This is a genomic window from Ruegeria sp. CG4 (assembly GCF_056537185.1).
Window position 1 is genome coordinate 482,757 of record NZ_JBQFRB010000001.1, and the last position, 22,794, is coordinate 505,550.

Annotated in this window: 22 protein-coding genes; 7 read left to right on the forward strand and 15 right to left on the reverse strand. The window is 56.9% G+C overall.

All coding sequences use genetic code 11. The annotated features are described in order from the left end of the window. Positions 1-204: 204 nt before the first annotated feature. Together ACR0J2_RS02405 and aroQ are read right to left on the reverse strand one after the other, a co-directional pair. The gene (locus ACR0J2_RS02405; RefSeq protein WP_480811560.1) at positions 205-960 is read right to left on the reverse strand and encodes an autoinducer binding domain-containing protein; all 756 of its coding nucleotides are present in this window, start codon (positions 958-960) and stop codon (positions 205-207) included. After that, on the reverse strand, positions 957-1,409 hold the full coding sequence (aroQ, locus tag ACR0J2_RS02410) for a type II 3-dehydroquinate dehydratase (protein ID WP_480811561.1): 453 nt from the start codon (positions 1,407-1,409) through the stop codon (positions 957-959). Before aroQ ends, ACR0J2_RS02405 begins: the two co-directional genes overlap by 4 nt. A gap of 229 nt (positions 1,410-1,638) precedes the next feature. On the opposite strand from aroQ, the gene ACR0J2_RS02415 reads away from it, so the two are divergent. Both ACR0J2_RS02415 and ACR0J2_RS02420 read left to right on the forward strand, forming a co-directional pair. Next, positions 1,639-2,814, forward strand: coding sequence for a serine hydrolase domain-containing protein (locus tag ACR0J2_RS02415; RefSeq protein ID WP_480811562.1), 1,176 nt, complete (start codon positions 1,639-1,641; stop codon positions 2,812-2,814). 51 nt (positions 2,815-2,865) lie between these two features. Then, the gene (locus ACR0J2_RS02420; protein ID WP_170615034.1) at positions 2,866-3,735 is read left to right on the forward strand and encodes an acyl-CoA thioesterase; all 870 of its coding nucleotides are present in this window, start codon (positions 2,866-2,868) and stop codon (positions 3,733-3,735) included. 252 nt (positions 3,736-3,987) lie between these two features. On the opposite strand, the gene ACR0J2_RS02425 is transcribed toward ACR0J2_RS02420, so the two are convergent. The 11 genes from ACR0J2_RS02425 to ACR0J2_RS02475 form a co-directional block, all read right to left on the reverse strand. Further along, a complete protein-coding gene (locus ACR0J2_RS02425; RefSeq protein WP_480811563.1) occupies positions 3,988-5,217 on the reverse strand; it encodes an acyl-CoA dehydrogenase in 1,230 nt (409 codons plus the stop codon). Positions 5,218-5,342: 125 nt separating this feature from the next. Beyond that, on the reverse strand, positions 5,343-6,032 hold the full coding sequence (gene phoB, locus ACR0J2_RS02430) for a phosphate regulon transcriptional regulator PhoB (protein WP_170806354.1): 690 nt from the start codon (positions 6,030-6,032) through the stop codon (positions 5,343-5,345). A 12-nt stretch (positions 6,033-6,044) separates the two neighbouring features. Further along, complete coding sequence (gene phoU / locus ACR0J2_RS02435; RefSeq protein ID WP_170615031.1) at positions 6,045-6,746, reverse strand: phosphate signaling complex protein PhoU; 702 nt, start codon at positions 6,744-6,746, stop codon at positions 6,045-6,047. A gap of 16 nt (positions 6,747-6,762) precedes the next feature. After that, positions 6,763-7,560, reverse strand: a complete 798-nt coding sequence (pstB, locus tag ACR0J2_RS02440) for a phosphate ABC transporter ATP-binding protein PstB (RefSeq protein ID WP_170677121.1) — start codon at positions 7,558-7,560, stop codon at positions 6,763-6,765. A gap of 12 nt (positions 7,561-7,572) precedes the next feature. Continuing rightward, on the reverse strand, positions 7,573-8,934 hold the full coding sequence (gene pstA, locus ACR0J2_RS02445; RefSeq protein WP_480811564.1) for a phosphate ABC transporter permease PstA: 1,362 nt from the start codon (positions 8,932-8,934) through the stop codon (positions 7,573-7,575). Beyond that, complete coding sequence (gene pstC, locus ACR0J2_RS02450; RefSeq protein ID WP_480811565.1) at positions 8,931-10,403, reverse strand: phosphate ABC transporter permease subunit PstC; 1,473 nt, start codon at positions 10,401-10,403, stop codon at positions 8,931-8,933. Before pstC ends, pstA begins: the two co-directional genes overlap by 4 nt. 83 nt (positions 10,404-10,486) lie before the next feature. After that, complete coding sequence (locus ACR0J2_RS02455) at positions 10,487-11,527, reverse strand: substrate-binding domain-containing protein (protein WP_480811566.1); 1,041 nt, start codon at positions 11,525-11,527, stop codon at positions 10,487-10,489. Between the two features lie 182 nt (positions 11,528-11,709). Continuing rightward, a complete protein-coding gene (locus ACR0J2_RS02460; RefSeq protein ID WP_480811567.1) occupies positions 11,710-12,771 on the reverse strand; it encodes a sensor histidine kinase in 1,062 nt (353 codons plus the stop codon). 34 nt (positions 12,772-12,805) lie between these two features. Further along, positions 12,806-13,330, reverse strand: coding sequence for a gamma carbonic anhydrase family protein (locus tag ACR0J2_RS02465; RefSeq protein WP_170824539.1), 525 nt, complete (start codon positions 13,328-13,330; stop codon positions 12,806-12,808). Next, positions 13,327-13,968 (reverse strand): guanylate kinase, encoded by a 642-nt coding sequence (gene gmk, locus ACR0J2_RS02470; RefSeq protein ID WP_321252965.1) that lies wholly within the window; start codon positions 13,966-13,968, stop codon positions 13,327-13,329. Before gmk ends, ACR0J2_RS02465 begins: the two co-directional genes overlap by 4 nt. Before the next feature lie 17 nt (positions 13,969-13,985). After that, positions 13,986-14,864, reverse strand: coding sequence for a YicC/YloC family endoribonuclease (locus tag ACR0J2_RS02475; protein WP_480811568.1), 879 nt, complete (start codon positions 14,862-14,864; stop codon positions 13,986-13,988). A gap of 305 nt (positions 14,865-15,169) precedes the next feature. Between ACR0J2_RS02475 and ACR0J2_RS02480 the strand changes: the two genes are divergently transcribed. After that, positions 15,170-15,790, forward strand: a complete 621-nt coding sequence (locus ACR0J2_RS02480) for a PAS domain-containing protein (protein WP_480811569.1) — start codon at positions 15,170-15,172, stop codon at positions 15,788-15,790. A 66-nt stretch (positions 15,791-15,856) separates the two neighbouring features. Here ACR0J2_RS02480 and ACR0J2_RS02485 read toward each other — a convergent pair whose 3' ends face one another. Next, positions 15,857-17,227, reverse strand: a complete 1,371-nt coding sequence (locus tag ACR0J2_RS02485; protein WP_480811570.1) for a class II 3-deoxy-7-phosphoheptulonate synthase — start codon at positions 17,225-17,227, stop codon at positions 15,857-15,859. A 169-nt stretch (positions 17,228-17,396) separates the two neighbouring features. Between ACR0J2_RS02485 and ACR0J2_RS02490 the strand changes: the two genes are divergently transcribed. Further along, positions 17,397-18,401, forward strand: a complete 1,005-nt coding sequence (locus tag ACR0J2_RS02490; RefSeq protein ID WP_170615020.1) for a GlxA family transcriptional regulator — start codon at positions 17,397-17,399, stop codon at positions 18,399-18,401. A gap of 20 nt (positions 18,402-18,421) precedes the next feature. On the opposite strand, the gene ACR0J2_RS02495 is transcribed toward ACR0J2_RS02490, so the two are convergent. After that, positions 18,422-19,513: a PQQ-dependent sugar dehydrogenase gene (locus ACR0J2_RS02495; protein WP_480811571.1), complete on the reverse strand. Its 1,092-nt coding sequence runs from the start codon at positions 19,511-19,513 to the stop codon at positions 18,422-18,424. 163 nt (positions 19,514-19,676) lie between these two features. Between ACR0J2_RS02495 and ACR0J2_RS02500 the strand changes: the two genes are divergently transcribed. The 3 genes from ACR0J2_RS02500 to ACR0J2_RS02510 all read left to right on the forward strand — a co-directional run bounded on the left by ACR0J2_RS02500 (position 19,677) and on the right by ACR0J2_RS02510 (position 22,614). Then, the gene (locus ACR0J2_RS02500) at positions 19,677-20,858 is read left to right on the forward strand and encodes an ABC transporter substrate-binding protein (RefSeq protein WP_170615018.1); all 1,182 of its coding nucleotides are present in this window, start codon (positions 19,677-19,679) and stop codon (positions 20,856-20,858) included. A gap of 128 nt (positions 20,859-20,986) precedes the next feature. Next, a complete protein-coding gene (locus ACR0J2_RS02505; RefSeq protein ID WP_480524111.1) occupies positions 20,987-21,775 on the forward strand; it encodes an ABC transporter ATP-binding protein in 789 nt (262 codons plus the stop codon). Next, positions 21,772-22,614, forward strand: a complete 843-nt coding sequence (locus ACR0J2_RS02510) for an ABC transporter ATP-binding protein (protein WP_480811572.1) — start codon at positions 21,772-21,774, stop codon at positions 22,612-22,614. The genes ACR0J2_RS02505 and ACR0J2_RS02510 overlap by 4 nt, the downstream gene beginning before the upstream one ends. The last annotated feature ends 180 nt before the right edge of the window (positions 22,615-22,794 follow it).

Here is a 22,794-nt window from a genome sequence, read left to right on the forward strand (position 1 = left end):
CCGACTCAACTACGTGGACTAATAGACGCATTTGAGTCAGAGCGACCGGAGAGCCCTGGTATTGCAAAGATCCGATCAATTGTTCCCTGGCTAAAGCCACCACTCACGGAACACTCTCACTTTGCAACTTATGGTAAGGATTCGGAAAGTCATGATTTCCTTACCTAAGGTAAATTGACGCAGTTTAGCGTCAAAATTGATGCGTTATGCCTCCATAACGAACATCTGGTTCTGCAGCGAAGCTTTCAGGACAGCCTGCGCTGTTGTTTCAACTGCAAGTGACTCGCGCGCGAGCCTGAGGTGCTTTTCTACCGTCGCTGAAGTCAGCCCCATGAGCAGAGCAATATCCTGCGTTGTCTTGCCATCGCCGACCCATTGCAGCGCCTCACGCTGGCGCTTTGTCAGGGCCCGGTTGGGGGCGTGATAGGGCAGTGTCAGGATCTTCAGATGGGCGACATTGTTCATCAGCAGAATGTCTTCGCCGTGCTCTTCCCATATCGCGTCAACATCATCCTGGTTCAGATCACTTCCGGCCGCCAGTGAGATTGCGCCCTTTGTACGCATCGACACAGAATTGAAGCTGACAGTATATCCGGCGACAACGCCCATGGACTTGTTGAAATCCAGAACCTGCTTCTCCTGAGGAGACAACGAACCGTTGCTCTGCGAAGATTGTGCCAGATTCCAACTTTGCGCACCCTCATTGTTCAGCGCCCATTTCAACATTGGCGCATGGAAATACAGCCCGCCCTGCAAAAACCCATCCAAATACGCCCGGCCATGATTTGTGAGGATGACAAAGTCTTCGGGGTCTCCCAGCGACGTTTCTGTCCGGAACAACGTGTAGCCGTACAAAAGACGCTCGAACCCGAACTCAGCCATTTGACGGCAGTGCGCGTCCCATAGCTCTTCCAGAGTTTTTGTATAGCTCAGGAAATGAAGATATTCTTTCAGGTTCACGCCGCGCCACCTCCGTCATTGAGATGCGAAGCCAACGCATCCAAAGCCAGCACATAGCTTTGCGCCCCAAATCCGCAAATCTGACCAAGCGCCGCCCTGGCGATGTAGGACTTGTGGCGGAAGGATTCTCGCGCATGAATGTTTGACAGGTGGACTTCGATCGTCGGCAGCTCGACCGACGAAATCGCGTCCAGCAATGCAATTGAAGTGTGCGTATAGGCGCCGGCGTTCAGTACCAGCCCTCCATAAACTCCGCGCGCCGCGTGGATGGCATCAACAAGCGCGCCTTCGTGGTTGGACTGAAGATGTGATACTGACAGCCCAATCGACTTTCCATGCGCTATGCACAGATCTTCGACGTCTTTCAAAGTGACGCTGCCGTAAATCTCAGGTTGCCGCGTACCCAGCAAATTGAGGTTTGGCCCATTTAATACCAGAATTTTGCGCATTATTTTACTGTCCCCATAACAGTTTGATAAACGTGAAATGGGGAAGATGTCTACATGCCATTGTTGTATAAAAATATGTAATTAGTCCGTTACGATACATACAAAACGGCGGCCGACACCTGCATTGGCTGGCTGGAGCAGCGAAATCCGCAATACAACACAGGTTTGGAAATACATGGCACGCCAGTCGGCACTTGACCCTGACAGGACGCAACACATCCGCCACTGGATGCAACGCTATGTAGATCAGCGCAAATACGCAGGTTCTTCGTTGTTGCTGATCCAGGGCGGTAGAGAGGCGTTTTTCCATACCTGCGGGCATCGGGATCTTGCGCGCGAACTGCCTTTTGAACGTGACACAGTGGTTCGAATTTATTCGATGACCAAACCGATCACGTCCGTCGCCATCATGATGCTGGTTGAACGCGGTTTGTTTCCTCTGAACGCGCCGGTATCTGACTTTTTGCCCGAGTTCGCGGATATGCAGGCGCTTGTGTCTGACGCAACAAGGATTGATCAGACAGAACCTGCCACGACCCCGACGGTGCACCAGCTACTGACACACACAAGTGGCCTTAGCTATTCCTTTAACCCCGGAATACTGCCGGAAGCCATGGAAGCGCAGGAACTATTTTTCAAGCCGGATCAGGGCTTTCTGGCGGACAACGTAACAAAACTCGCGACCCTGCCACTGGCGTTCCAACCAGGGACCAGGTGGGAATACTCCGTCGCGACAGACGTTCTTGGCCGGATCGTCGAAATCGTATCCGGACAGTCCTTGGACGGGTTCCTTCTGCAAAATGTTTTTGACCCATTGGGCATGACAAAGACCGGTTTTTCAGTCCCACATGGAGCATCCAGCAGATTTGCGTCGCTTTACACCCCCTTGGCTGGCGATGCCATGGCGCTCAATTCCGCCGATGTCGGGGAAAACAGCCTGCGGCTTGTAGACGAAGCCGGGAAATCTCCGTTTGAACGCGCGACGATGTATTCCGGAGGTGGCGGTCTGGTAAGCACGATCGATGACTATGCCCGTTTCGCGGAAATGCTGCGAAATCGGGGGCAGGGGAACGGCCACCGCCTGTTGGGCCCCAAGACCGTTGAGTTTATAATGCATAACCATTTGCCGGGTGACATCGCATCGATGGGCCCGCGCAGTTTTGCGGAACAACCAATGGAGGGAATGGGGTTTGGACTTGCGGGCGCTATTGTTATCCAACCGGGTCGCACCCGGGTTGCCGGGTCCCAAGGGGATTTCAGTTGGGGCGGAATGGCTTCTACGTTTTTCTGGATCGACTACCAGAACGATCTGACTTCGGTGTTCTTCACACAGTTGTCTCCTTCTAGTTCGTACCCGTCCCGGGCCGAGCTAAAATCACTGGTTTTGGGTACAATCATTGAATGACCGGTCGGCGACTGTTACTTCGCCTGAAGAAATACACCAGTGAGACACAATATGACCGAAGCCGAGCGTATCCTTCTTGATCTTCTCAACGTTGAAAGGCTTGAACAAGACCTGTTTCGGGGCACCGGATCCGGCGGGGAAACCCCAACAAGAGTTTTCGGCGGTCAGGTCATAGCTCAAGCACTGGCTGCGGCATACAGGACAGTGGACGACCGGCTATGCCATTCGCTACATGCGTATTTCATACGACCCGGAAACCCTGATATTCCGATAATATATCAAGTGGATAGAGCGCGAGATGGAGGTTCTTTTACGACTCGCCGGGTTGTTGCGATCCAGAACGGCAAACAAATCCTGAACTTGTCGGCGTCTTTTCATATTCAGGATGATGGATGGGACCACCAACATCCCATGCCAGAGTCGAATTCACCGAACTCGTATCCCGCGCGATCAGAGTTGTATCACAAGTTGCTGGATCAAGTTCCGAAACGGCTGCATGGCGAACTGCTTCGGGAACGTCCGATCGAAGTTCGCGAAGTCAATCACCACAGCCCGATCCATCCGGTGAAATCCGATGACCGCAACCAAATCTGGTTTCGCATGTCAGCAGCGGCTGACACTGATCCAATCACACAACATCTGTTGTTGGCCTACGCGTCAGACATGTACCTGATGACGTCAGGGATGCGGCCGCACGGCCTGAGCTGGTATACTGGCGAAGTCAACAGCGCCAGCTTGGATCATGCGTTGTGGTTCCATGCACCGGTTCACTTCGAGAACTGGCATCTGTATTCGATGGATTCACCTTGGACAGGCCGTGGTCGCAGTTTTAACCGCGGTTCGATCTTTTCTCAGAATGGCGAACTTGTGGCGTCTGTCGCACAGGAAGGCCTGATGCGGAAGGCCGTCAAACAGGGTTAGAGATCTCTTCTAACCGATTGTTATGATGTTAGACTACTTTTGATTAGCAACGTGTCACCAAGAACGTGTCACCAGGAACGCGAAGGAGGCTTTTTACCATAATACTGATTATGCGTACTAACGTATCTTGTGAAATTGACGGTCAAGCTGACGGCAACTCACAAACCTCTGAATAAAATCTTACCAACGACAACCACCCGGCTGCCAAAATAGCAGCCGAGTGGCAGAATGTTCACCGTCGAAATCCGGCGCTTAGAAAAACGCCTGCAAGCCGGTTTGCGCCCGCCCCAGGATCAATGCATGGACATCGTGAGTGCCTTCATAGGTATTCACGGTCTCCAGATTGACCATGTGGCGGATAACGTGAAACTCCAGAGAGATACCGTTGCCACCGTGCATGTCGCGTGCCAGACGCGCGATATCCAGAGCTTTGCCACAATTGTTGCGCTTCACGATCGAAATCATTTCCGGCGCAGCTTCGGCCTGATCCATCAGGCGTCCGACCCGCAGGCTGGCCTGCAGCCCCAGCGCGATTTCGGTTTGCATGTCGGCCAGTTTGCGCTGGAACAATTGCGTTTGCGCCAAGGGACGATTGAATTGCTTGCGGTCCAGTCCATACTGGCGTGCGCCATGCCAGCAGCATTCCGCTGCCCCCATGACCCCCCAGCTGATGCCGTATCTTGCGCGGTTCAGACAGCCGAATGGACCTTTCAGACCCTGAACATGGGGCAGCAATGCGTCTTCACCAACCTCTACGCCATCCAGAACGATCTCACCGGTGATTGATGCACGCAGGCTCAGCTTGTTCTGAATCTTAGGGGCGCTTAGACCCTTGAGGCCTTTTTCAAGCACAAAACCGCGAATTTTGCCGTCATGCGCATCGGATTTGGCCCAGACAACAAACACATCCGCGATCGGTGCATTGGAAATCCACATCTTGCTGCCGTTCAACCGATAGCCACCATCGATCTTTTCAGCGCGGGTCTTCATACCCGCCGGATCCGAACCCGCGTCTGCTTCGGTCAGACCGAAACAACCAATCCACTCTCCGCTGGCCAGCTTGGGCAGGTATTTTTGCCGCTGTTCTTCACTGCCATAGGCATAGATCGGATACATCACCAGTGAGCTTTGCACCGACATCATCGATCGATAGCCGGAATCCACACGCTCGACTTCACGCGCCACCAGCCCGTACGAGACATAGCCGGCACCGATCCCGCCATATTCTTCGGGAATCGTGGTGCCCAACAAACCCATTTCGCCCATCTCGCGAAAGATCTCGGGGTCTGTCTTTTCCTCCTCGAACGCCTGCGTAATCCGGGGTTGCAGCTTTTCCTGAGCATAAGCACGGGCGCTGTCCGCAATCATGCGTTCGTCTTCGTTCAGCTGATCAGACAGGCGAAAAGGATCATCCCAGGCAAATTTACCAAGATCCGGGGTATCCTTGGCGCGCAAGGTGGGTTTGGGGGTCGGGGCGTTCATGATCATTCTCCGCTCAGTCGGCTTCGCGGCAAAATAACCCGGAGCGCTGGCAAAAGACAGCAAGAGTTTAGCAATCACCCATGAGTGAATCGCATAGTTTCTGACCGGGCCGCCCTGCCCTTTGTTCAGCCCAAGGCGTAGCCAGCACCACGTACCGTGCGCACCGGATCGTCGCCCCCATGCTGTGTCAAAGCCTTGCGCAGGCGTCCGATATGCACGTCAACTGTTCTGGTATCGACATAAATGTCCCGCCCCCAGACCCGGTCCAGCAATTGCTCGCGGCTCCAGACCCGGCCTGGCTTTTCCATGAAAGTGCTGAGCAGGCGAAACTCGGTCGGGCCAAGTTTCAGCGGTTTGCTGTCGCGGCTGACTTTGTGTGTCTCGGAGTCCAGAACGATGTCGTCATACTCCAGCCGCAGACCAACCGTCGCCGGACGCACACGCCGCAGTTGGGATCGCACCCGTGCCATGAGTTCGACGACTGAATACGGCTTGACCACATAGTCATCCGCGCCGGTTTCCAGCCCACGCACCTTGTCCACCTCTTCCGTACGGGCCGAAAGCATGATGATCGGAATGGAGCGCGTATCCGGCCGGGTTTTCAGACGCCGACAGACTTCGATCCCGCTGAGATGTGGCATCATCCAGTCTAGCACGATGATGTCCGGGCTATCCTCATCGACCAGCAGCAGGGCTTCGTCACCGTTGGCGGCTTTTGAGACGCGAAACCCTTCTGCTTCAAGATTGTAGGCCAGCACTTCGCGCTGCGCGGGTTCATCCTCGACAACCAGAACTGTGGGCTGATCAGCGGACATGATCGCGATCTCCTAGACGGTTTGCGAGGTGATATCAGCCTTGGGCCGCGCCTCGGAGGGTCGTTCACCGGTCACGAGATAAACAACCTGCTCAGCGATTGCAGTGACATGGTCGCCCATACGCTCGATGTTCTTGGCGATGAAATGCAAATGCATACACGACGAAATATTGCGGGGATCCTCGGCCATGAACGTCAGGAATTCGCGGAACAGACCGTTGTACATCTGGTCCACTTCCTCGTCCCGTTCGATCACGTCAGCCGCCAGTTCGGCATCGCGCTGGATATAGGCATCCAGGGCGTCCCGCAGCATACGCTCAACCTCGCGCGCCATACGGCGCAGAGCCGCAGCGCTGCCGTTGATCTCGCCTGCGTTGACCAAAACCGTGGTCCGCTTGGCAATGTTCTTGGAATAGTCGCCAATGCGTTCCAGGTTGGCCGAAACCTTCAGGACCGACAACACCAGCCTCAGATCGCCGGCCGTCGGGGACCGCAGCGCAATCAGACGCGCGGTTTCTTCGTTGATCAGTTCTTCAAGCGCGTCAATGGCCTTGTCGCCCTGCCGGACTTGCTGCGCCAGTTCCTCGTCGCGCGTCTCAAGCGAGCGGGCCGAGCTCATGATTGCGGCCTCGACCAGACCGCCCATCTTCATGATGTGGGCCTGGATCGTTTCAAGGTCGCGGTCGAATGCGGATGCAATATGTTGTTCGGTCATATCTGGTTACCTGTGCTCAGCCGATCCGGCCTGTAATGTAGCTTTCCGTGCGGGGATCCACCGGGTTGGTGAAGATCTGGCCGGTTTCGCCAAACTCGACCAGGTTGCCCAAATGGAAGAAAGCGGTCTTCTGGCTTACACGGGCGGCCTGCTGCATCGAATGGGTCACGATCACCACAGAATATTGCGCGCGCAGCTCATCGATCAGTTCCTCGACTTGCGCCGTTGCAATCGGGTCCAGCGCCGAACAGGGTTCGTCCATCAGCAGAACCTCGGGCTCGGTCGCGACGGCGCGGGCGATGCACAGGCGTTGCTGCTGACCACCTGACAGACCTGTGCCCGGGGCATCCAGCCGGTCCTTGACCTCATCCCAGATCGCACCCCGACGCAAGGATTTCTCAACGATCTCATCCAGTTCCGCCTTGTTCTTGGCAAGGCCGTGGATGCGAGGGCCGTAGGCGACATTGTCGTAGATCGACTTGGGGAACGGGTTGGGCTTCTGGAACACCATCCCCACTTTGGCGCGCAGCTGCACCGGGTCGACACGCTTGTCATAGATGTCTTCGCCATCCAACAGGATATCACCTTCGACACGGCAAATGTCGATCGTGTCGTTCATCCGGTTCAGGCAGCGCAGGAAGGTGGATTTGCCGCACCCCGACGGGCCGATGAAGGCCGTCACCTTCTTGTCTTCGATCTCCACGTTCACGTCCTTGATGGCGTGGGCATCGCCGTAATAGACCTGAACGTTTTTCGCGGCGATCTTGATTTCTTCGGAGTCCACAGTTCTCTCCACTCGTGTCATGTCGTTCATTATTGCCTCCACTTACCAGCGGCGTTCAAAGCGGCGGCGCAGGATGACCGCAATCGTGTTCATTGTGACGAGGAAGATCAACAGAATGATGATGCCCCCCCATGCGCGTTCGTAAAAGGCCGGGTCGGCGCGCTTGGACCATTCGTAGATCTGCGCTGGCATGGCCGAGTTCGGGGACAGGAAGCCCGCAACAATACCGTCGGGCGGGTTCGAAGCGATAAAGCCCACCATCCCGATCAGAAGCAACGGAGCCGTTTCACCCAGCGCCTGTGCCAGACCAATGATGGTACCGGTCAGGATGCCGGGCGCGGCCAGCGGCAGAACATGGTGGAACACCGCCTGCATTTTCGAGGCCCCTACCCCAAGCGCTGCATCGCGGATCGACGGCGGCACGGCCTTTAGTGATGCTCGGGTCGATATGATGATCGTCGGCAAAGTCATCAGCGTCAGCACCAGACCGCCGACCAGCGGAGCGGACGTTGGCAGGTGCATGTAGTTGATGAACACGGCCAGACCCAGGATACCGAACACGATGGACGGAACGGCAGCAAGGTTCGAGATATTCACCTCGATAATATCGGTCAGCCGGTTCTGCGGCGCGAATTCCTCAAGATAGATCGAGGCGGCAACACCAATCGGCAATGCCAGCGCCAGCACCACGAACATCATGAACAGCGAACCCAGCATGGACACGCCGATCCCTGCCGCCTCGGGGCGTTGGTCGGACGCATCTGCGCCGAAAATGAAATCAGGGTTAAAGGCTTTGTACAGAACACCGGCATCGCGCAATTGGTCGACAAGATCCAGCTGTTCGGCCGAGATGCTTTTGTCGTTCACGATCGACTCGCGGCTTACGCGCCCCTTAAGGTAGCCGTCAACGCGGCTGTTGGTCAGAAAGCGAAAGCTGACCGTTTCGCCGATCTTGTTCGGGTTTGCGATGACGTAGTTCCGCAATTCGGCCTGCGCCGCCTTGGACAGGATCTTCCCCATTTCCTTGGGTTTCAGGTCAGTTTGGACGCCCAGCTTTTTAACTTCGGATTCCAGCGCGGCGGAAATTAGCGGTGCGTATCCGAAGGTCGACACTTTCTTGATTTCGTCAATGTTACGGTTGCCCTTTTTGTCCAGCTTGCTTTCCAGCAGGTCCACATCCAGTTCGACATAGGTTTGCTGAAAGGCGCCGGTTCCGGCGGTCACGATATTCGTCACCAGCACAACCAGCATCAGCAGGCCGACACTGATTGCAGCGATCCCGTAAATCTTGAAACGGGATTCGGCCGCGTTCCGACGCTTGGTTCGGGCATCCTGCTGGAACAGAGAGCCGCCTTTGGGCTTGGCCGCAGGTGCGGAGGCAGGTGATTGGGACAAATCGGTCATTCGTACTGCTCCCGGTATTTGCGTACGATGTAGAGGGCGAGGATATTCAGGCCCAGCGTGATCACAAAGAGTGTCAGCCCCAGCGCGAACGCGACCAGTGTTTCAGGGCTGGCAAAGTCGGTATCACCGGTCAGTTGGCTGACGATCCGCGTGGTGATGGTGGTCATCGCTTCGAATGGGTTGCCCGAGAACTTTGCTATCGCACCGGCAGCCATCACAACAATCATCGTTTCACCAATGGCACGGCTGGCAGCCAGCAGAATGGCCCCGACGATACCCGGCAGCGCTGCGGGCAGGATCACATTGCGCACGGTTTCCGAATGCGTGGCCCCAAGGCCGAGAGAACCGTCGCGCATGGATTGCGGTACAGCGTTGATGATGTCGTCAGACAGCGAGGACACGAACGGAATCAGCATGATCCCCATCACCAGACCGGCCGTCAGAACCGCATTTGAACTGGCCATCCAGCCCACACCTAAGGCGCCACCATCACCAAAAAGGGAAACAAGCGCGGGACCAACCGTCAGCAAGGCAAACAAGCCGTACACGATGGTCGGGATACCCGCCAGAATTTCGAGCAGAGGTTTGGCAATCGACCGGGTCGCACCGGATGCATATTCCGACAGGTAAATTGCGGCGAACAGACCGATCGGCACAGCAACCAGCAGCGCAATCAGCGAGATGTATAGCGTGCCCCAGAGCAGCGGCAGAATCGACAGCTCACTTCCGCCACGGAAGTTGGGAGCCCAGGTGGTTCCCAGGAAAAAGTCTTTCCAGGAATGCAACTGGAAGAAGTTCATAGTCTCGAACAACATCGACAGAACGATGCCGACGGTTGTCAGGATTGCAATCGACGCGGCCAGCAGCAACAGCGCCAGAACCCCCTGCTCGACCACATTACGGGCCCGGAAATCCTTGTGCGTTCTGACATAGGCAAAGGCAGCTCCGAACAGGGCAATCGCCAGTACGACGACCTGCATTGCAACCTTCCCGGTTGACGTCATGCTGCGGTACTTCTGCGCTGCCATCAAAATTGGCTGTGTGATGTCTTGCGTCAGAACCTGTCCGGACTCTTTCAGCGTTTTTGTCAGGGTTTCGATATCAGCATTGCCATCCCGGGCCTGCGCCTCAGCCATCGCGCCAGTGGCCACAGCGCCGTCCAGACCATAAGCCACACGGCGCACCTCGCTCATGACCAAACCGCGATCTGAACCCTCGAGGATCGCTTGATCAGGAATAAGGCCGGAAACAGTGCTGTTCACGATCATCGGTTGCACCAAGAGCCAGATGATAAGCACACCCAATGCCGGAACCAACGCGGTCAGAGCAACGTTGTAGCCGTAGTATGATGGCAAAGAATGCAAATCACGGGCCTCTCCGGCCGCGCTTGCCAATGCGCGGGACCGACCCGCGAAAAATCCAATCACTGCCAATGCAAGCAGGATAAGCAACAGCCAGGATAGCGCCATGAGAACTCCGTAAGGATGGCAGAGTAGGAGTCAAAAGGAACCGGGACGCGCAGAAAACGCCCCGGTTCCGTTCATATGAGTATTTAGGAGCCGCCGCCCAGTACGGTTTCGTTGGCTACGGTTTCCTGTACCTTGACCAGCTCGGGGTCGGATACCAGGCCGTATTCTGCCAGCGGGCCATCGGGGCCTGCGATCTCGTCAGCGACGAAGAACTCGGCATACTCTTTCAGGCCGGGGATCACGCCGATGTGGGCCTTCTTCACGTAGAAGAAAAGCGGGCGCGAAACAGGGTATTCGCCAGATGCGATCGACTCGGTCGAAGGAACAATGCCGGACATTGTCGCGACCTGCAGCTTGTCGGTGTTGTTCTCGTAGAACGCCAAACCAAAGACGCCGATGCCGTCCTTGTTGCTTTCGATACGGGCCAGTGTTTCGGTGTAGTCACCGTCGATATCGACCGAAACGCCGTCGGTGCGCAGCGCGATACAGGCTTTTTCAGCTGCTTTCTTGTCGTCGCCGTTGGCCGCCTTGTAGACGTCAAAGTCGCCCAGATGCTCACAACCGGCCAGGATCACCTTGTCTTCGAACACTTCACGGGTGCCGTGCTTGGTGCCCGGGATGAAGGCTGCGATCGGCTGTGCCGGGAAGCTCGGGTTCACGTCAGCCCAGGTTTTGTTCGGGTTGTCGATCAGTTCGCCGTCGACGACGATTTGAGCGGACAGGGCTTTGTACCAGTCTTCCGGCGTGAACTCGAACGAGTTGCCGTTGATGTCGGATGCGAAAACGATGCCGTCATAACCGATCTGAACTTCGATGATGTCCGTCACGCCGTTCTCAGCGCAGGCTTTGATCTCTTTTTCGCGGATGGCACGCGAAGCGTTCGCAACGTCGATGGTGTTTTCGCCTACACCTTCACAAAAACGCTTCAGACCCGCCGAGGAACCGCCCGATTCAACAACCGGTGTCGGGAAGTCAAAGTTTTCACCGAAGGCTTCAGCAACGATCGAAGCGTAAGGCAGCACGGTTGACGAACCGGCAACCTGTACCTGATCACGCGCAGCAGCAGTAGTCGCCGAAACGGCCGCGATGGCCAGTGCAGAAGCCGACAGTTTTACAAAGGACATTTCAGTCTCCTTGACAAAGATATGTAGTGATCATCCCCATGATGATCTTGGGCGAACCTCTAAGAGGCGCGCGTAAGCCTTTTGTGACAGGTGTGTAACAGTTTCATGACAAGCCGGAGGAAAGTTGCATAACTTTGCGCAAAGCTGTCATGCCGTCGACGCAAGGCTTCCGTGAGCAGGTTTCAGGTTTCGCTGTGCCCGATGGGAAGGATCACAGTGAACGTTGTGCCCTGCCCCAATTCGCTTTCCACACGCAACCGGCCGCGATGCCGGTTGACGATGTGTTTTACGATCGCCAGCCCAAGTCCCGTCCCCCCCAACTGACGTGACCGGTGGCTGTCGGCCCGATAAAACCGTTCCGTCAGCCGGGGCAAATGTACTGAGTCGATACCTTGCCCCTTGTCCGCCACCTGAACACGCACAGACGGGCCACGTACGGTCGCGTCACGCTCCAAAAGCTCAAGCGTGACATCAACGACGCCGCCGCTGCTGCCGTATTTGATGGCGTTCTCGATAAGGTTGGTGAAGACCTGACGCAGTTGATCGGCATCACCCGGCAGCGACACGGAATCCGGCGGCGCGTTCAGAGACAAAGCGACTTGCACATCCTCTGCCAGCGGGCGCAGCGTATTTATCGTTGATTGCAACAGCCCCGTCAGGTCCACTGCTTCCTTTGGCCGGATACGTTCCTCGCTCTCGACCCGGTTTAGCGACAACAGATCGCCCACCAGACGGTTCATCCGGTTCGCCTCATCCATCATGATCTGCAGGAACCGGTCACGCGCGGCCTCATCCTTTCGGGCCGGGCCACGCAGTGTTTCAATGAACCCCATTAGGGCGGTCAAGGGGGTGCGCAACTCGTGACTGACATTCGCTACAAAGTCCCGCCGCATCTGGCTGGCCTGTTCCAGATGGCTCACGTCCTGGAAGATGGCCAAAACTGCGCCGCCGGAAACCGCACCGACCCCGTTAACGTATCTGCACTGGACCTCGAACGTGGTGTCCTGCGCACCGTCGTTGGACAGATGCTTTGTTTTCGCGGCCTCTTTCGTGCTCAGGCTTTGCTCCATCGCTTCGATAACCTGAGGCTGCCGCAGGATGGTTGCGAAATGTCGGCCATGAATGTTGCGGCCCAACAGAGTTATGGCATCAGTGTTGGCAGCAACGATCCGCTCTGTCTGGTCGACCATCAATGCTGGCATGGGAATGGCCGAAACAAATTCGTTTAGCTGATCTTCTGCCATTGCTGCGGCCTTTCTACTTGTCTCGTCAAAAGGCCTATGAAATCGGCTTCAGGGTTTCACGAAATTTCCGCATATTGTCCTGATAGTGCAGCGCGCTGAGTGTAAGCCGCTGCGCCGTCGCCTCATCCACCTGGCGCACGACCTTTCCGGGCGATCCCATGACCAGGGAATTGTCCGGTATCTCCTTGTTTTCGGTGATCAGCGCCCCGGCCCCGATCAGGCAGTTCTTGCCGATCCTGGCCCCGTTCAGAACGATGGCACCCATCCCGATCAAGGTATTCTCACCGATTGTGCAGCCGTGCAGCATGACCTTGTGGCCGATGGTGCAATTGGCCCCTATGGACAGCGGGAAACCGGCGTCGATATGCATGACGCAGTTTTCCTGCACATTGCTGCCCGCACCTACGCGAATTTCCTCGTGATCGGCGCGGATGGTGCAGCCGAACCAGACCGAGGCGCCTTGCTCCAGCACGACCTTCCCAATCAAATTGGCGTCGGGCGCAACCCAGGTATCCTCGTGAAGTTGCGGTGTGTGTTCGCCCAGTGCGTAGATGGTCATGCCAAACCCTCGAACTCACTTTGCAATGTCCGCACATGATCCTGCAACGCGGGTTGCTGAATGCGGCGCATTCGCTCGGCGCTGACGATGGTTTTCAGCTTTTCTTCGGTTGCATTCAGATCGTCATTGATCAGCACGTAATCGTAATACCCCCAGTGGCTGATTTCGTCCCAGCTTTTGAGCATCCGTTTGGCGATCACTTCTTCACTGTCCTGCCCCCGGCTTTCCAACCTGCGTCGCAATTCCGGAATCGAAGGCGGAAGAATAAAGATCGAAAGCGCATGTTTGCCCAGATCCGAGTTCCGGATCTGCACCTCACCCTGCCAGTCGACATCGAACAGGACATCCTTGCCACTGTTGATCGACTCGCGAACCGGACCTGCGGGAGAACCATAGAAGTTTCCGAAAACATGCGCATGTTCCAGCATCTGACCGTCTGAAACCTGCTGACGGAACGTATCTTCGCTTAGAAAATAGTAATCGCGCCCGTGTTCTTCGCCCGGTCGCGGCGCGCGGGTTGTTGCCGAAACTGAAAACTCCAGCTCTGTGTCCCAACTCATCAACCGTTTGGCCAGCGTGGATTTGCCCGCGCCCGATGGCGAGGACAGAATGATAAGAAGGCCTCGTCTATCCGCCATATCCTTACGCTCCGATCTTATTCCACGTTTTGCACTTGTTCGCGCATCTGATCTATCACAGCCTTAAGTTCCAGACCTACGGCAGTAAGCTCCGCGCTTTGCGCCTTGGAACACAAGGTGTTGGCCTCGCGGTTGAACTCCTGCATCAGGAAGTCCAGCTTGCGTCCTACCGCCCCGTCCTGCGCCAGCAAAGTTCGGGCAGCGGTCACGTGGGCACCCAGTCTGTCAATCTCTTCGGTGATGTCCGCCTTTACGGCGATCAACGCAAGCTCTTGCGCGACGCGGTCCGGGTCCGCACCCTGAGCGTTGTCTAAAACGCGGGCCAGGTTCTCCTGCAACGCCTCGGCAGCCTTGCCTTTGCGCTTTTCGGCCAACTCAGCCGCCTGAGCTGTCAGCGCCGCGACCTGATCCAGTTGCCCGTCAAGTATACCGACCAATGCTTTTCCCTCGGCTCGCCGCATGTCGATAAAGGCGCCCAGAAGTGCAGGAAATTCAGACTGAAGATGTGCGACCAAAGGCGCGGCATCGTCCGTATCATTGCCCGCTTCCATCATGCCTTTCAACGCAAGCAAATCTGCGGCACAGGATGGCGCAAGCGTCAAGCCCCGCGCTGCAGCCATGTTTTCTGTTCGAGCCAGCGCATCCAATGCCGATTCCATCGCGGTTTCATTCAGCACAAGATCTGGTGCCGTTTCTTCGCGGCTCAACCGCAACGACAAAGTCACATTGCCGCGGCTAAGAGATTTTGACAGTTCCCCCCGCAAGGCGGCTTCCAATCCGGTCAGCCAATCCGGCAGGCGCAGGCGCATGTCCAGACCCTTGCCATTCACGCTGCGGAGCTCCCACGTCCAGCTATGCGGCCCGAAAGCCCCCTTACCCGAGGCAAATCCGGTCATGGATCTGATCATGCCTGCCCTTTCTGTCGATGCCATTTCCTGCGTGCTTGCCGCACCTAATGCCATAGACCGCCACAGGGCAAGACCTTGCTGTGATTGCGTGAACTCCCGGAAGTTAACCATTCGTTAAAGAATTCCTCCAAAATTGAGTTAACCCGTGCCAATCTTCCTTTCGTGGTTTTTGGAACGCCTATGGCCGTAATGCGTAGCATTTTATGAAAATGGCGTTTGATTGGTACGGGGTGACGAAAGTGAAGTCTCTTTTTGGGAATGGTTCCGGGTCTAAATTTGGAAAGATCGTTGCAATGGATCGTTTTGACAGTGGGCGCAGTCTTACTCCGATCCGTCAGGCCGAAGCCTACTGGACGGCTCTTTTAACCGGTGACGGCGTTCCGATGCGGTCACAGATCGACCCGCGCGGACTTGAGAATATTCTGGAATACACCTTTGTTCTTGAACGTATCGCCCCCGGTTTGGCGCGGTTCCGCCTTGCTGGCAGCCATCAGACCAAACTGGCTGGCATGGAAGTCCGCGGCATGCCCCTTACCGCATTTTTCGAGGCCTCTGCGAGGCGGCAGATTACCGAAGTTCTGGAACGGGTTTTTTCGGAACCCGCGCTGGCAGAGATGGACCTGATCTCAAAAGGACGTTTGGGCAGCGCGCGTTTGCAGGCACGCATGATCCTTTTGCCACTGAGAAGCGATCTGGGCGATGTCAGCCGGATACTGGGCGTGATGGTCAGCGACGGCACCATTGGTGCCACACCCAGACGTTTTGCGATCAAGGAAAGTCGGATCCGCGCTGTTTCCGAAATCCAAGCCCCCCAAAACGTACAGAAACAATTGGCCGAGGGGTTTGCCGAGAAACAAGAAGGGTTCAAACACCCCGCCTCTCATTTGCGGCTTGTCGTTTCGCGAAAGGATTGAACTAATCCGATCAAATGAAAACGGCGGGCACCATGGCCCGCCGTTCTGCTTTTCTGGGAAGCACTATCAGCTGGCTTCGCGCTTAACGCGGTCGCGGCGGAGGTTGGTCAGTTCCTCAGCGACCAGGAACGCCAGCTCCAGCGACTGGGACGCATTCAGGCGTGGGTCGCAGGCGGTATGATAGCGGTCTGACAGGTCTTCTTCGGTCACGGCCCGCACGCCACCGGTGCATTCGGTCACGTCCAAACCTGTCATCTCGAAATGAACGCCGCCGGGGATCGTGCCCTCGGCCTGATGCACACCGAAGAAGTCGCGCACTTCGCGCAGGACCGAGTCGAACGGACGGGTCTTGTAGCCCGTGGCCGACTTGATCGTATTGCCGTGCATCGGATCGCAGACCCAGGTCACCTTGGCGCCCTCTTCCTTGACGGCCTTGATCAGGCGCGGCAGATGCTCGCCCGCGTTACCCGCACCAAAGCGTGCAATCAGGGTCAGGCGGCCTTCTTCATTCTCCGGGTTCAGCTTCGACATCAGAACCTTGAGGTGTTCGGCCGTTGTGGTCGGGCCGCATTTCAACCCGATCGGATTCTGAACGCCACGGCAGAACTCGACATGCGCACCGTCAGGCTGACGGGTGCGGTCACCGATCCAGATCATGTGACCGGAGCCAGCCAGCCAGTTGCCGGATGTGGAATCAAGACGCGTCAGGGCCTCTTCATATTCCAGCAGCAGCCCTTCGTGACTGGTGTAGAACTCAACCGTCGAAAACTCATGCGTTGTATCCGCCGTGATCCCGGCTGCGCCCATGAAATCGATGGTGTCTTGAATACGATCCGCGATCTCGGAATATTTCTGGACATCCTGTTTGTCGGTGAAGCCCAGAGTCCAGGAATGGACACGGCTCATGTCCGCGAATCCGCCGGTCGAAAATGCGCGCAACAGGTTCAGCGTGGCCGCCGCCTGCGTGTAGGCCTGAAGCATCTTGTCCGGATTCGGAATCCGCGCCTCGGGCGTGAAGGCCAGTTCGTTGATGATGTCACCACGATAGCTGGGCAGTTCGACGCCATTCACCACCTCGGTCGGGGCGCTGCGCGGCTTGGCGAACTGGCCGGCCATGCGGCCGACTTTGACCACCGGCACCTTGGCGCCATAGGTCAGCACCATCGCCATCTGCAGCATCACCTTGAAGGTGTCGCGGATCGCGTCCGCGCTGAATTGTTCAAAACTTTCAGCACAATCCCCGCCCTGCAGCAGGAAGGCTTCGCCGCGACCGGCGGCACCCAGATGTTGCTTGAGACGCCGCGCCTCACCGGCAAAAACCAGCGGGGGATACTGTGAAAGCTGGGCCTCGACCTTGGCCAGGGCGGCCGCGTCGGTATAGTCTGGCATCTGAACCCGTGGCTTGTTGCGCCAGTCCGTTTTTTGCCATTCTGTCATAGCTTTGATCTCCGCTGAAGTAGTCAGGTCGCCTCTATACAAAATGTATTGAAGAGTGACCATATCCCATTTGCGCCCCTTGACGCCGCAAACAAGCTTTGGTCATGGTGACTGATAAAGCTGACGCCGGGAAAACGATCACCCGGCGCCGAATCAAGGACATCACGCCATGAAAGAGCAACGCCAAGTTGTCACGGTGCCAGACACTGCGTCCAATCCGCAAAACTTTGTTTTCGTTTTGCTGGACAAATTCTCACTTTTGTCCTTTGCGTCCGCGCTGGACAGCCTGCGGATCGCCAACCGCATGGCCGGTCGCCAGCTTTATACGTGGTCACTGGTGGGCGAAGGCGGTGACACCGTCAGTTGTTCCGCCGGAACGACCTTCAAACTGGACGCCGACCTGATCGAACTGCGCCGCGACGAGGTTGTCCTGATCTGCGGCGGTGTCGATGTTCAGACCGCAACCACGAAAAAAGTGCTGAACTGGTTGCGTCGCGAGGCGCGCCGAGGGCTCAAGGTCGGCGGGCTGTGTACAGCGGCTTACACGATGGCAAAGGCCGGTCTTCTGGACGGAAAACGGGCGACGATCCACTGGGAAAACTCCGACAGTTTCATCGAGGAGTTCGATGAAGTGGAACTGACCAAATCGGTGTTCCTGATCGACGGCAATCGCATGACGACTGCAGGCGGTACTTCGTCCATCGACCTGATGCTCAAGCTGATCGCAGATGAATTCGGTGAGGATCTGGCAAACGCCGTGGCCGACCAGATGATCTATTCATCGATCCGCACAGATCAGGATACACAGCGGCTGTCGACCCCGACACGGATCGGTGTGCGGCACCCCAAGCTGAGTCAGGTCATTCTGATGATGGAAAAGAACATCGAAGAGCCGATTTCGCCTTCGATTCTGGCGAAAGAAGTCGGCATGTCGACCCGCCAGCTGGAGCGTCTGTTCCGTCGCTATTTGAGCCGATCACCCAAGCGGTATTATATGGAACTGCGTCTTCACAAGGCCCGCAACCTGCTGATGCAGACGGATATGAGCGTCATCAACGTGGCACTCGCCTGCGGCTTTGCCAGCCCTTCGCATTTCTCGAAATGCTACCGGGCGCACTACAACACCACCCCTTATCGTGAGCGTGGAACGCAAAGCGGGCGGTTGTCGGTCTAAGGACCGCGGGGTTGGCGCGCTCAGCGTGACATCCTGTAGACCGCGCCCTGTCCTACGGAAATGAACCAGATTGCCCCATCGGGACCTTCGACGATGTCCCTCACACGCTCGGTCATCGGGCCTTTGATCTGCTCCACTTCGCGCAGCGGAGAACCTGCCAGACGCGCGATGTAGTCAAACTTGAGCGACCCGACAAAGATATCCCCCTTCCACTTGGGCACCATTTTGCCGGAATAGACCAGCAATCCCGAAGGGGCGATGGAGGGGTCCCAGTAATGTTCGGGCTGCTTCATGCCCGGCTTTGACGTGCCTTCACCGATCTTCTTACCGGAATAGTGAACACCGTACGAGATAACCGGCCAACCGTAATTGGTGCCGGGTTGAACCAGATTGACCTCGTCACCACCCTTGGCCCCATGTTCCGACACCCACAAACGGCCCCGGGCGTCCAGCCCTGCGCCCTGCGGGTTTCGATGGCCGTAAGACCAGATTTCGGGCCGTATCGCGGCCTGACCAACGAAGGGATTGTCTGCGGGAACCGAGCCATCGCGGTTGATCCGAATGACCGTTCCAAGATGATTGGACCTGTCCTGGGCCGCAGGACGGTCCCCACGCTCGCCCAGCGTCACGAACAATCTGCCATTCGTTGCTTCGACCACGCGCGAGCCGAAATGGCGGCCACCTGATCCGCCTGGAATAGCCTCGAAAATGATGCGGACGTTGGTGAGCTTTTTTCCGTCTTCCGAAAGACGAGCCACCGCGACCGCTGTGCCTGCACCACCCTGTTGAGCTTTGGAGAAGGTAAGAAAGATCTCTCTGCTACGCGCGAAATCACGGGCGATTGTGACATCCAGCAAACCGCCCTGCCCCGATGCGACCACGGCAGGCACGCCCGAGACCTGTTGGCTTCTGTCCCCGTCGAAATACAAAAGATCGCCGTCTCGCTCCGTCACCAGAAATATGTCGTCGGAGATTATCCCGATCGCCCACGGCGTATCCAGCCTGGTGGCCATTTCCTCGACACTCATCGGGCCTTGCGAGGTTTGTAGTTCATCCGCCCATGCGGTCACAGCAATCCCCAGCATCGAAAGAATCGCGCAAACCCTGATCATCATTACCCTCCTGCCTTGGTCAGACGCCCAAGTTTTGGTTAAACCCAACAAAACAAATAGAGTTCGGACAAGCAAAAGCACTTTTTCGTTAGGACTTCCCTTTTTCGCATTGCTTGCCTAGGGTCATGGCCGGACGTTAACGTTCCAATATGGGAGTAACCTTATGAAAAAGCTGCTAACAGCAACTGCAGCAACCGCTTTGCTGGCCGGTACCGCCATGGCCGAAGATGTCAAACTTGGCATCCTGTTTGGCTTCACCGGCCCGATTGAATCTCTGGCACCGGCGATGGGGTCCGGCGCAGAAATGGCGATGGCCGAAGTCACGGAATCCGGCAAACTTTTGGATGGCGCAACCGTCACCGGAACCCGGGCCGATACCGGCTGCATCGACAACGGTCTGGCCACCTCGAACGGAGAACGCATGATTGCCGATGGCGTTGCCGGCATCATCGGCGGCGACTGCTCGGGTGTGACCGGCGCGATCCTGCAGAACGTCGCAATCCCGAACGGCATGGTCATGATCTCGCCGTCGGCAACGTCGCCCGGTCTGTCGACCATGGAAGACAACGGCCTGTTCTTCCGCACCGCACCTTCGGATGCGCGCGAAGGTCAGGTGATGGCAGACATTCTGAAAGACCGCGGCATCAACTCGATCGCTCTGACTTACACCAACAACGACTACGGCAAGGGTCTGGCGGACGCGATCCAGACTTCGTTCGAAGCAGCTGGCGGTGAAATCACCATAGTTGCGGCGCACGAAGACGGTAAAGCCGACTATTCGGCCGAAGTTGGCGCTCTGGCGTCGGCAGGTGGCGATATTCTGGTGGTTGCCGGTTATCTGGACCAGGGCGGTCTGGGCATCATCCAGTCGGCACTAGACAGCGGTGCATTCGACACGTTCGGTCTGCCCGGCGGCATGATCGGTGACTCGCTGCCCGCAAATGTGGGACCAGACCTGAACGGCTCGTTCGGTCAGATCGCCGGTTCGGGTGGTGAAGGTGCCGAGAAGTACTTTGCCATGGCCGAGGCCGGTGGCTTCGACGGCTCGTCGCCCTACTCGCCTGAATCCTATGACGCCGCCGCGTTGTTCATGCTGGCCATGCAGGCCGCAGGGTCGACCAACCCGGCGGACTACGGCGCCAAGATCATGGACGTCGCCAACGCTCCGGGTGAAAAGATCTATCCGGGTGAACTGGCCAAGGGTCTGGAACTGCTGGCCGCAGGTCAGGACATCGACTATGTCGGCGCCTCGGGCGTGGAACTGATCGGCCCCGGCGAGAGCGCTGGTTCTTACCGCGAGATCGAAGTGACCGACGGCGAAAACAAGACAGTCAACTTCCGTTGACGCCTCAGTACAAGTTATAAATCGAGCAGCCCGGGCCTTGTGTCCGGGCTGTTTCAATGACAAAAGACCGCACCTCTTCTCTGGGGATGGGACAACAAGAACGCCGAACAGGGCGGCAAGGGGATAATATGATCGTCGTCGAAGACGTGCATAAGCATTTCGGCGGGTTTCATGCGGTGGATGGGGCATCGCTGGAAATCCAAAAGGGTTCAATCACCGGTCTGATCGGGCCGAACGGGGCCGGAAAAACCACTCTGTTCAACGTGATCGCCGGGGTATTGCCCCCCACAAGCGGAAAAGTGTTCATGGATGGCGAGGACATCACAGGCCTGCCTCCGCATGAGCTGTTTCACAAGGGCCTGCTGCGCACCTTCCAGATCGCGCACGAATTCTCATCGATGAGTTGCCGCGAGAACCTGATGATGGTTCCCGGTGCCCAATCGGGGGAATCGCTGTGGAACACGTGGTTCGGCCGCAAACGCATCGCCGACGAGGAACGCGCTTTACGCGCGAAAGCCGACGAGGTGCTGGAGTTCCTCACCATCGAACATCTGGCCGACCACAAGGCGGGTCAGGTCTCGGGCGGTCAGAAGAAACTGCTGGAACTGGGCCGCACCATGATGGTCGACGCCAAGATCGTGTTTCTGGACGAGGTCGGCGCGGGCGTGAACCGCACCCTGCTGATGACCATCGCCGACACGATCCTGCGCCTGAATAAGGAACGCGGCTATACGTTTGTCGTCATCGAGCATGACATGGATTTCATTGGCAAGATCTGCGATCCGGTCATCTGCATGGCCGAGGGCAAGGTGCTGGCCGAAGGTACGCTGGACGAAATCAAGGCCAATGAGCACGTGATCGAAGCCTATCTGGGCACCGGTTTGAAAAACAAGGACAAGCTGGAGGCCCAAACATGACCGCTGGCACGAGCGACAATCCCTATCAGGATGACCACGGCAACAAGGACGCCTCGATCACCAATACCCGGGGTGCTGGCACGATGACGCCTGCACATAGCAAAAGCGGCGAAACCCACAGGGTCGAAGGTGGTCCCTTTCTGATCGGCGACACGATGACGGGTGGCTACGGCAAGGGTCCGGACATTCTGCATGACTGCACCATCGCCGTCGACAAGGGCGAAATCGCCGTGATCGTTGGCCCGAACGGAGCCGGCAAATCGACCGCAATGAAGGCCGTTTTCGGAATGCTGGACGTCCGGTCCGGTTCGGTGCGGCTGGACGGCGAGGACATTACCAACCTCACCCCGCAGGATCGTGTGATCCGGGGGATGGGGTTTGTGCCGCAGACCTCGAACATCTTCACTTCGATGACGGTGGAAGAGAACCTTGAGATGGGCGCCTTCATCCGGCGCGACGACATCAGCCATACAATGGAGCAGGTCTATGACCTGTTCCCCATCCTGCGCGACAAGCGCAATCAGGCCGCCGGAGAGCTGTCAGGCGGCCAACGTCAACAGGTCGCCGTGGGCCGCGCGCTGATGACCCAACCCAAGGTGCTGATGCTGGACGAACCAACCGCCGGTGTCTCGCCCATCGTGATGGATGAGTTGTTTGACCGGATCATTGAGGTTTCCCGCACCGGGTTGCCGATCCTGATGGTGGAACAGAACGCCCGTCAGGCGCTTGAAATCGCAGACAAGGGTTATGTGCTGGTTCAGGGGCGGAATGCCTATACTGGCACGGGCAAGGAACTGCTGGCCGATCCGGAAGTTCGCAAGAGTTTTTTGGGGGGGTGAGAATGCGACGACTACACTCCGCTGCCATCGCCAATCTGCTAGCACTACAGTCTTTGAAAGCTCAGACAACATTGATCTCGGAGAATGGATCTTCAGTCCGTTCTCGTAACACTTCTACCGTCGGAGAGTTCGTAATCTCCCAATGGCATGGAAAATGCTCGTCATTCGGAGGAGCAAATT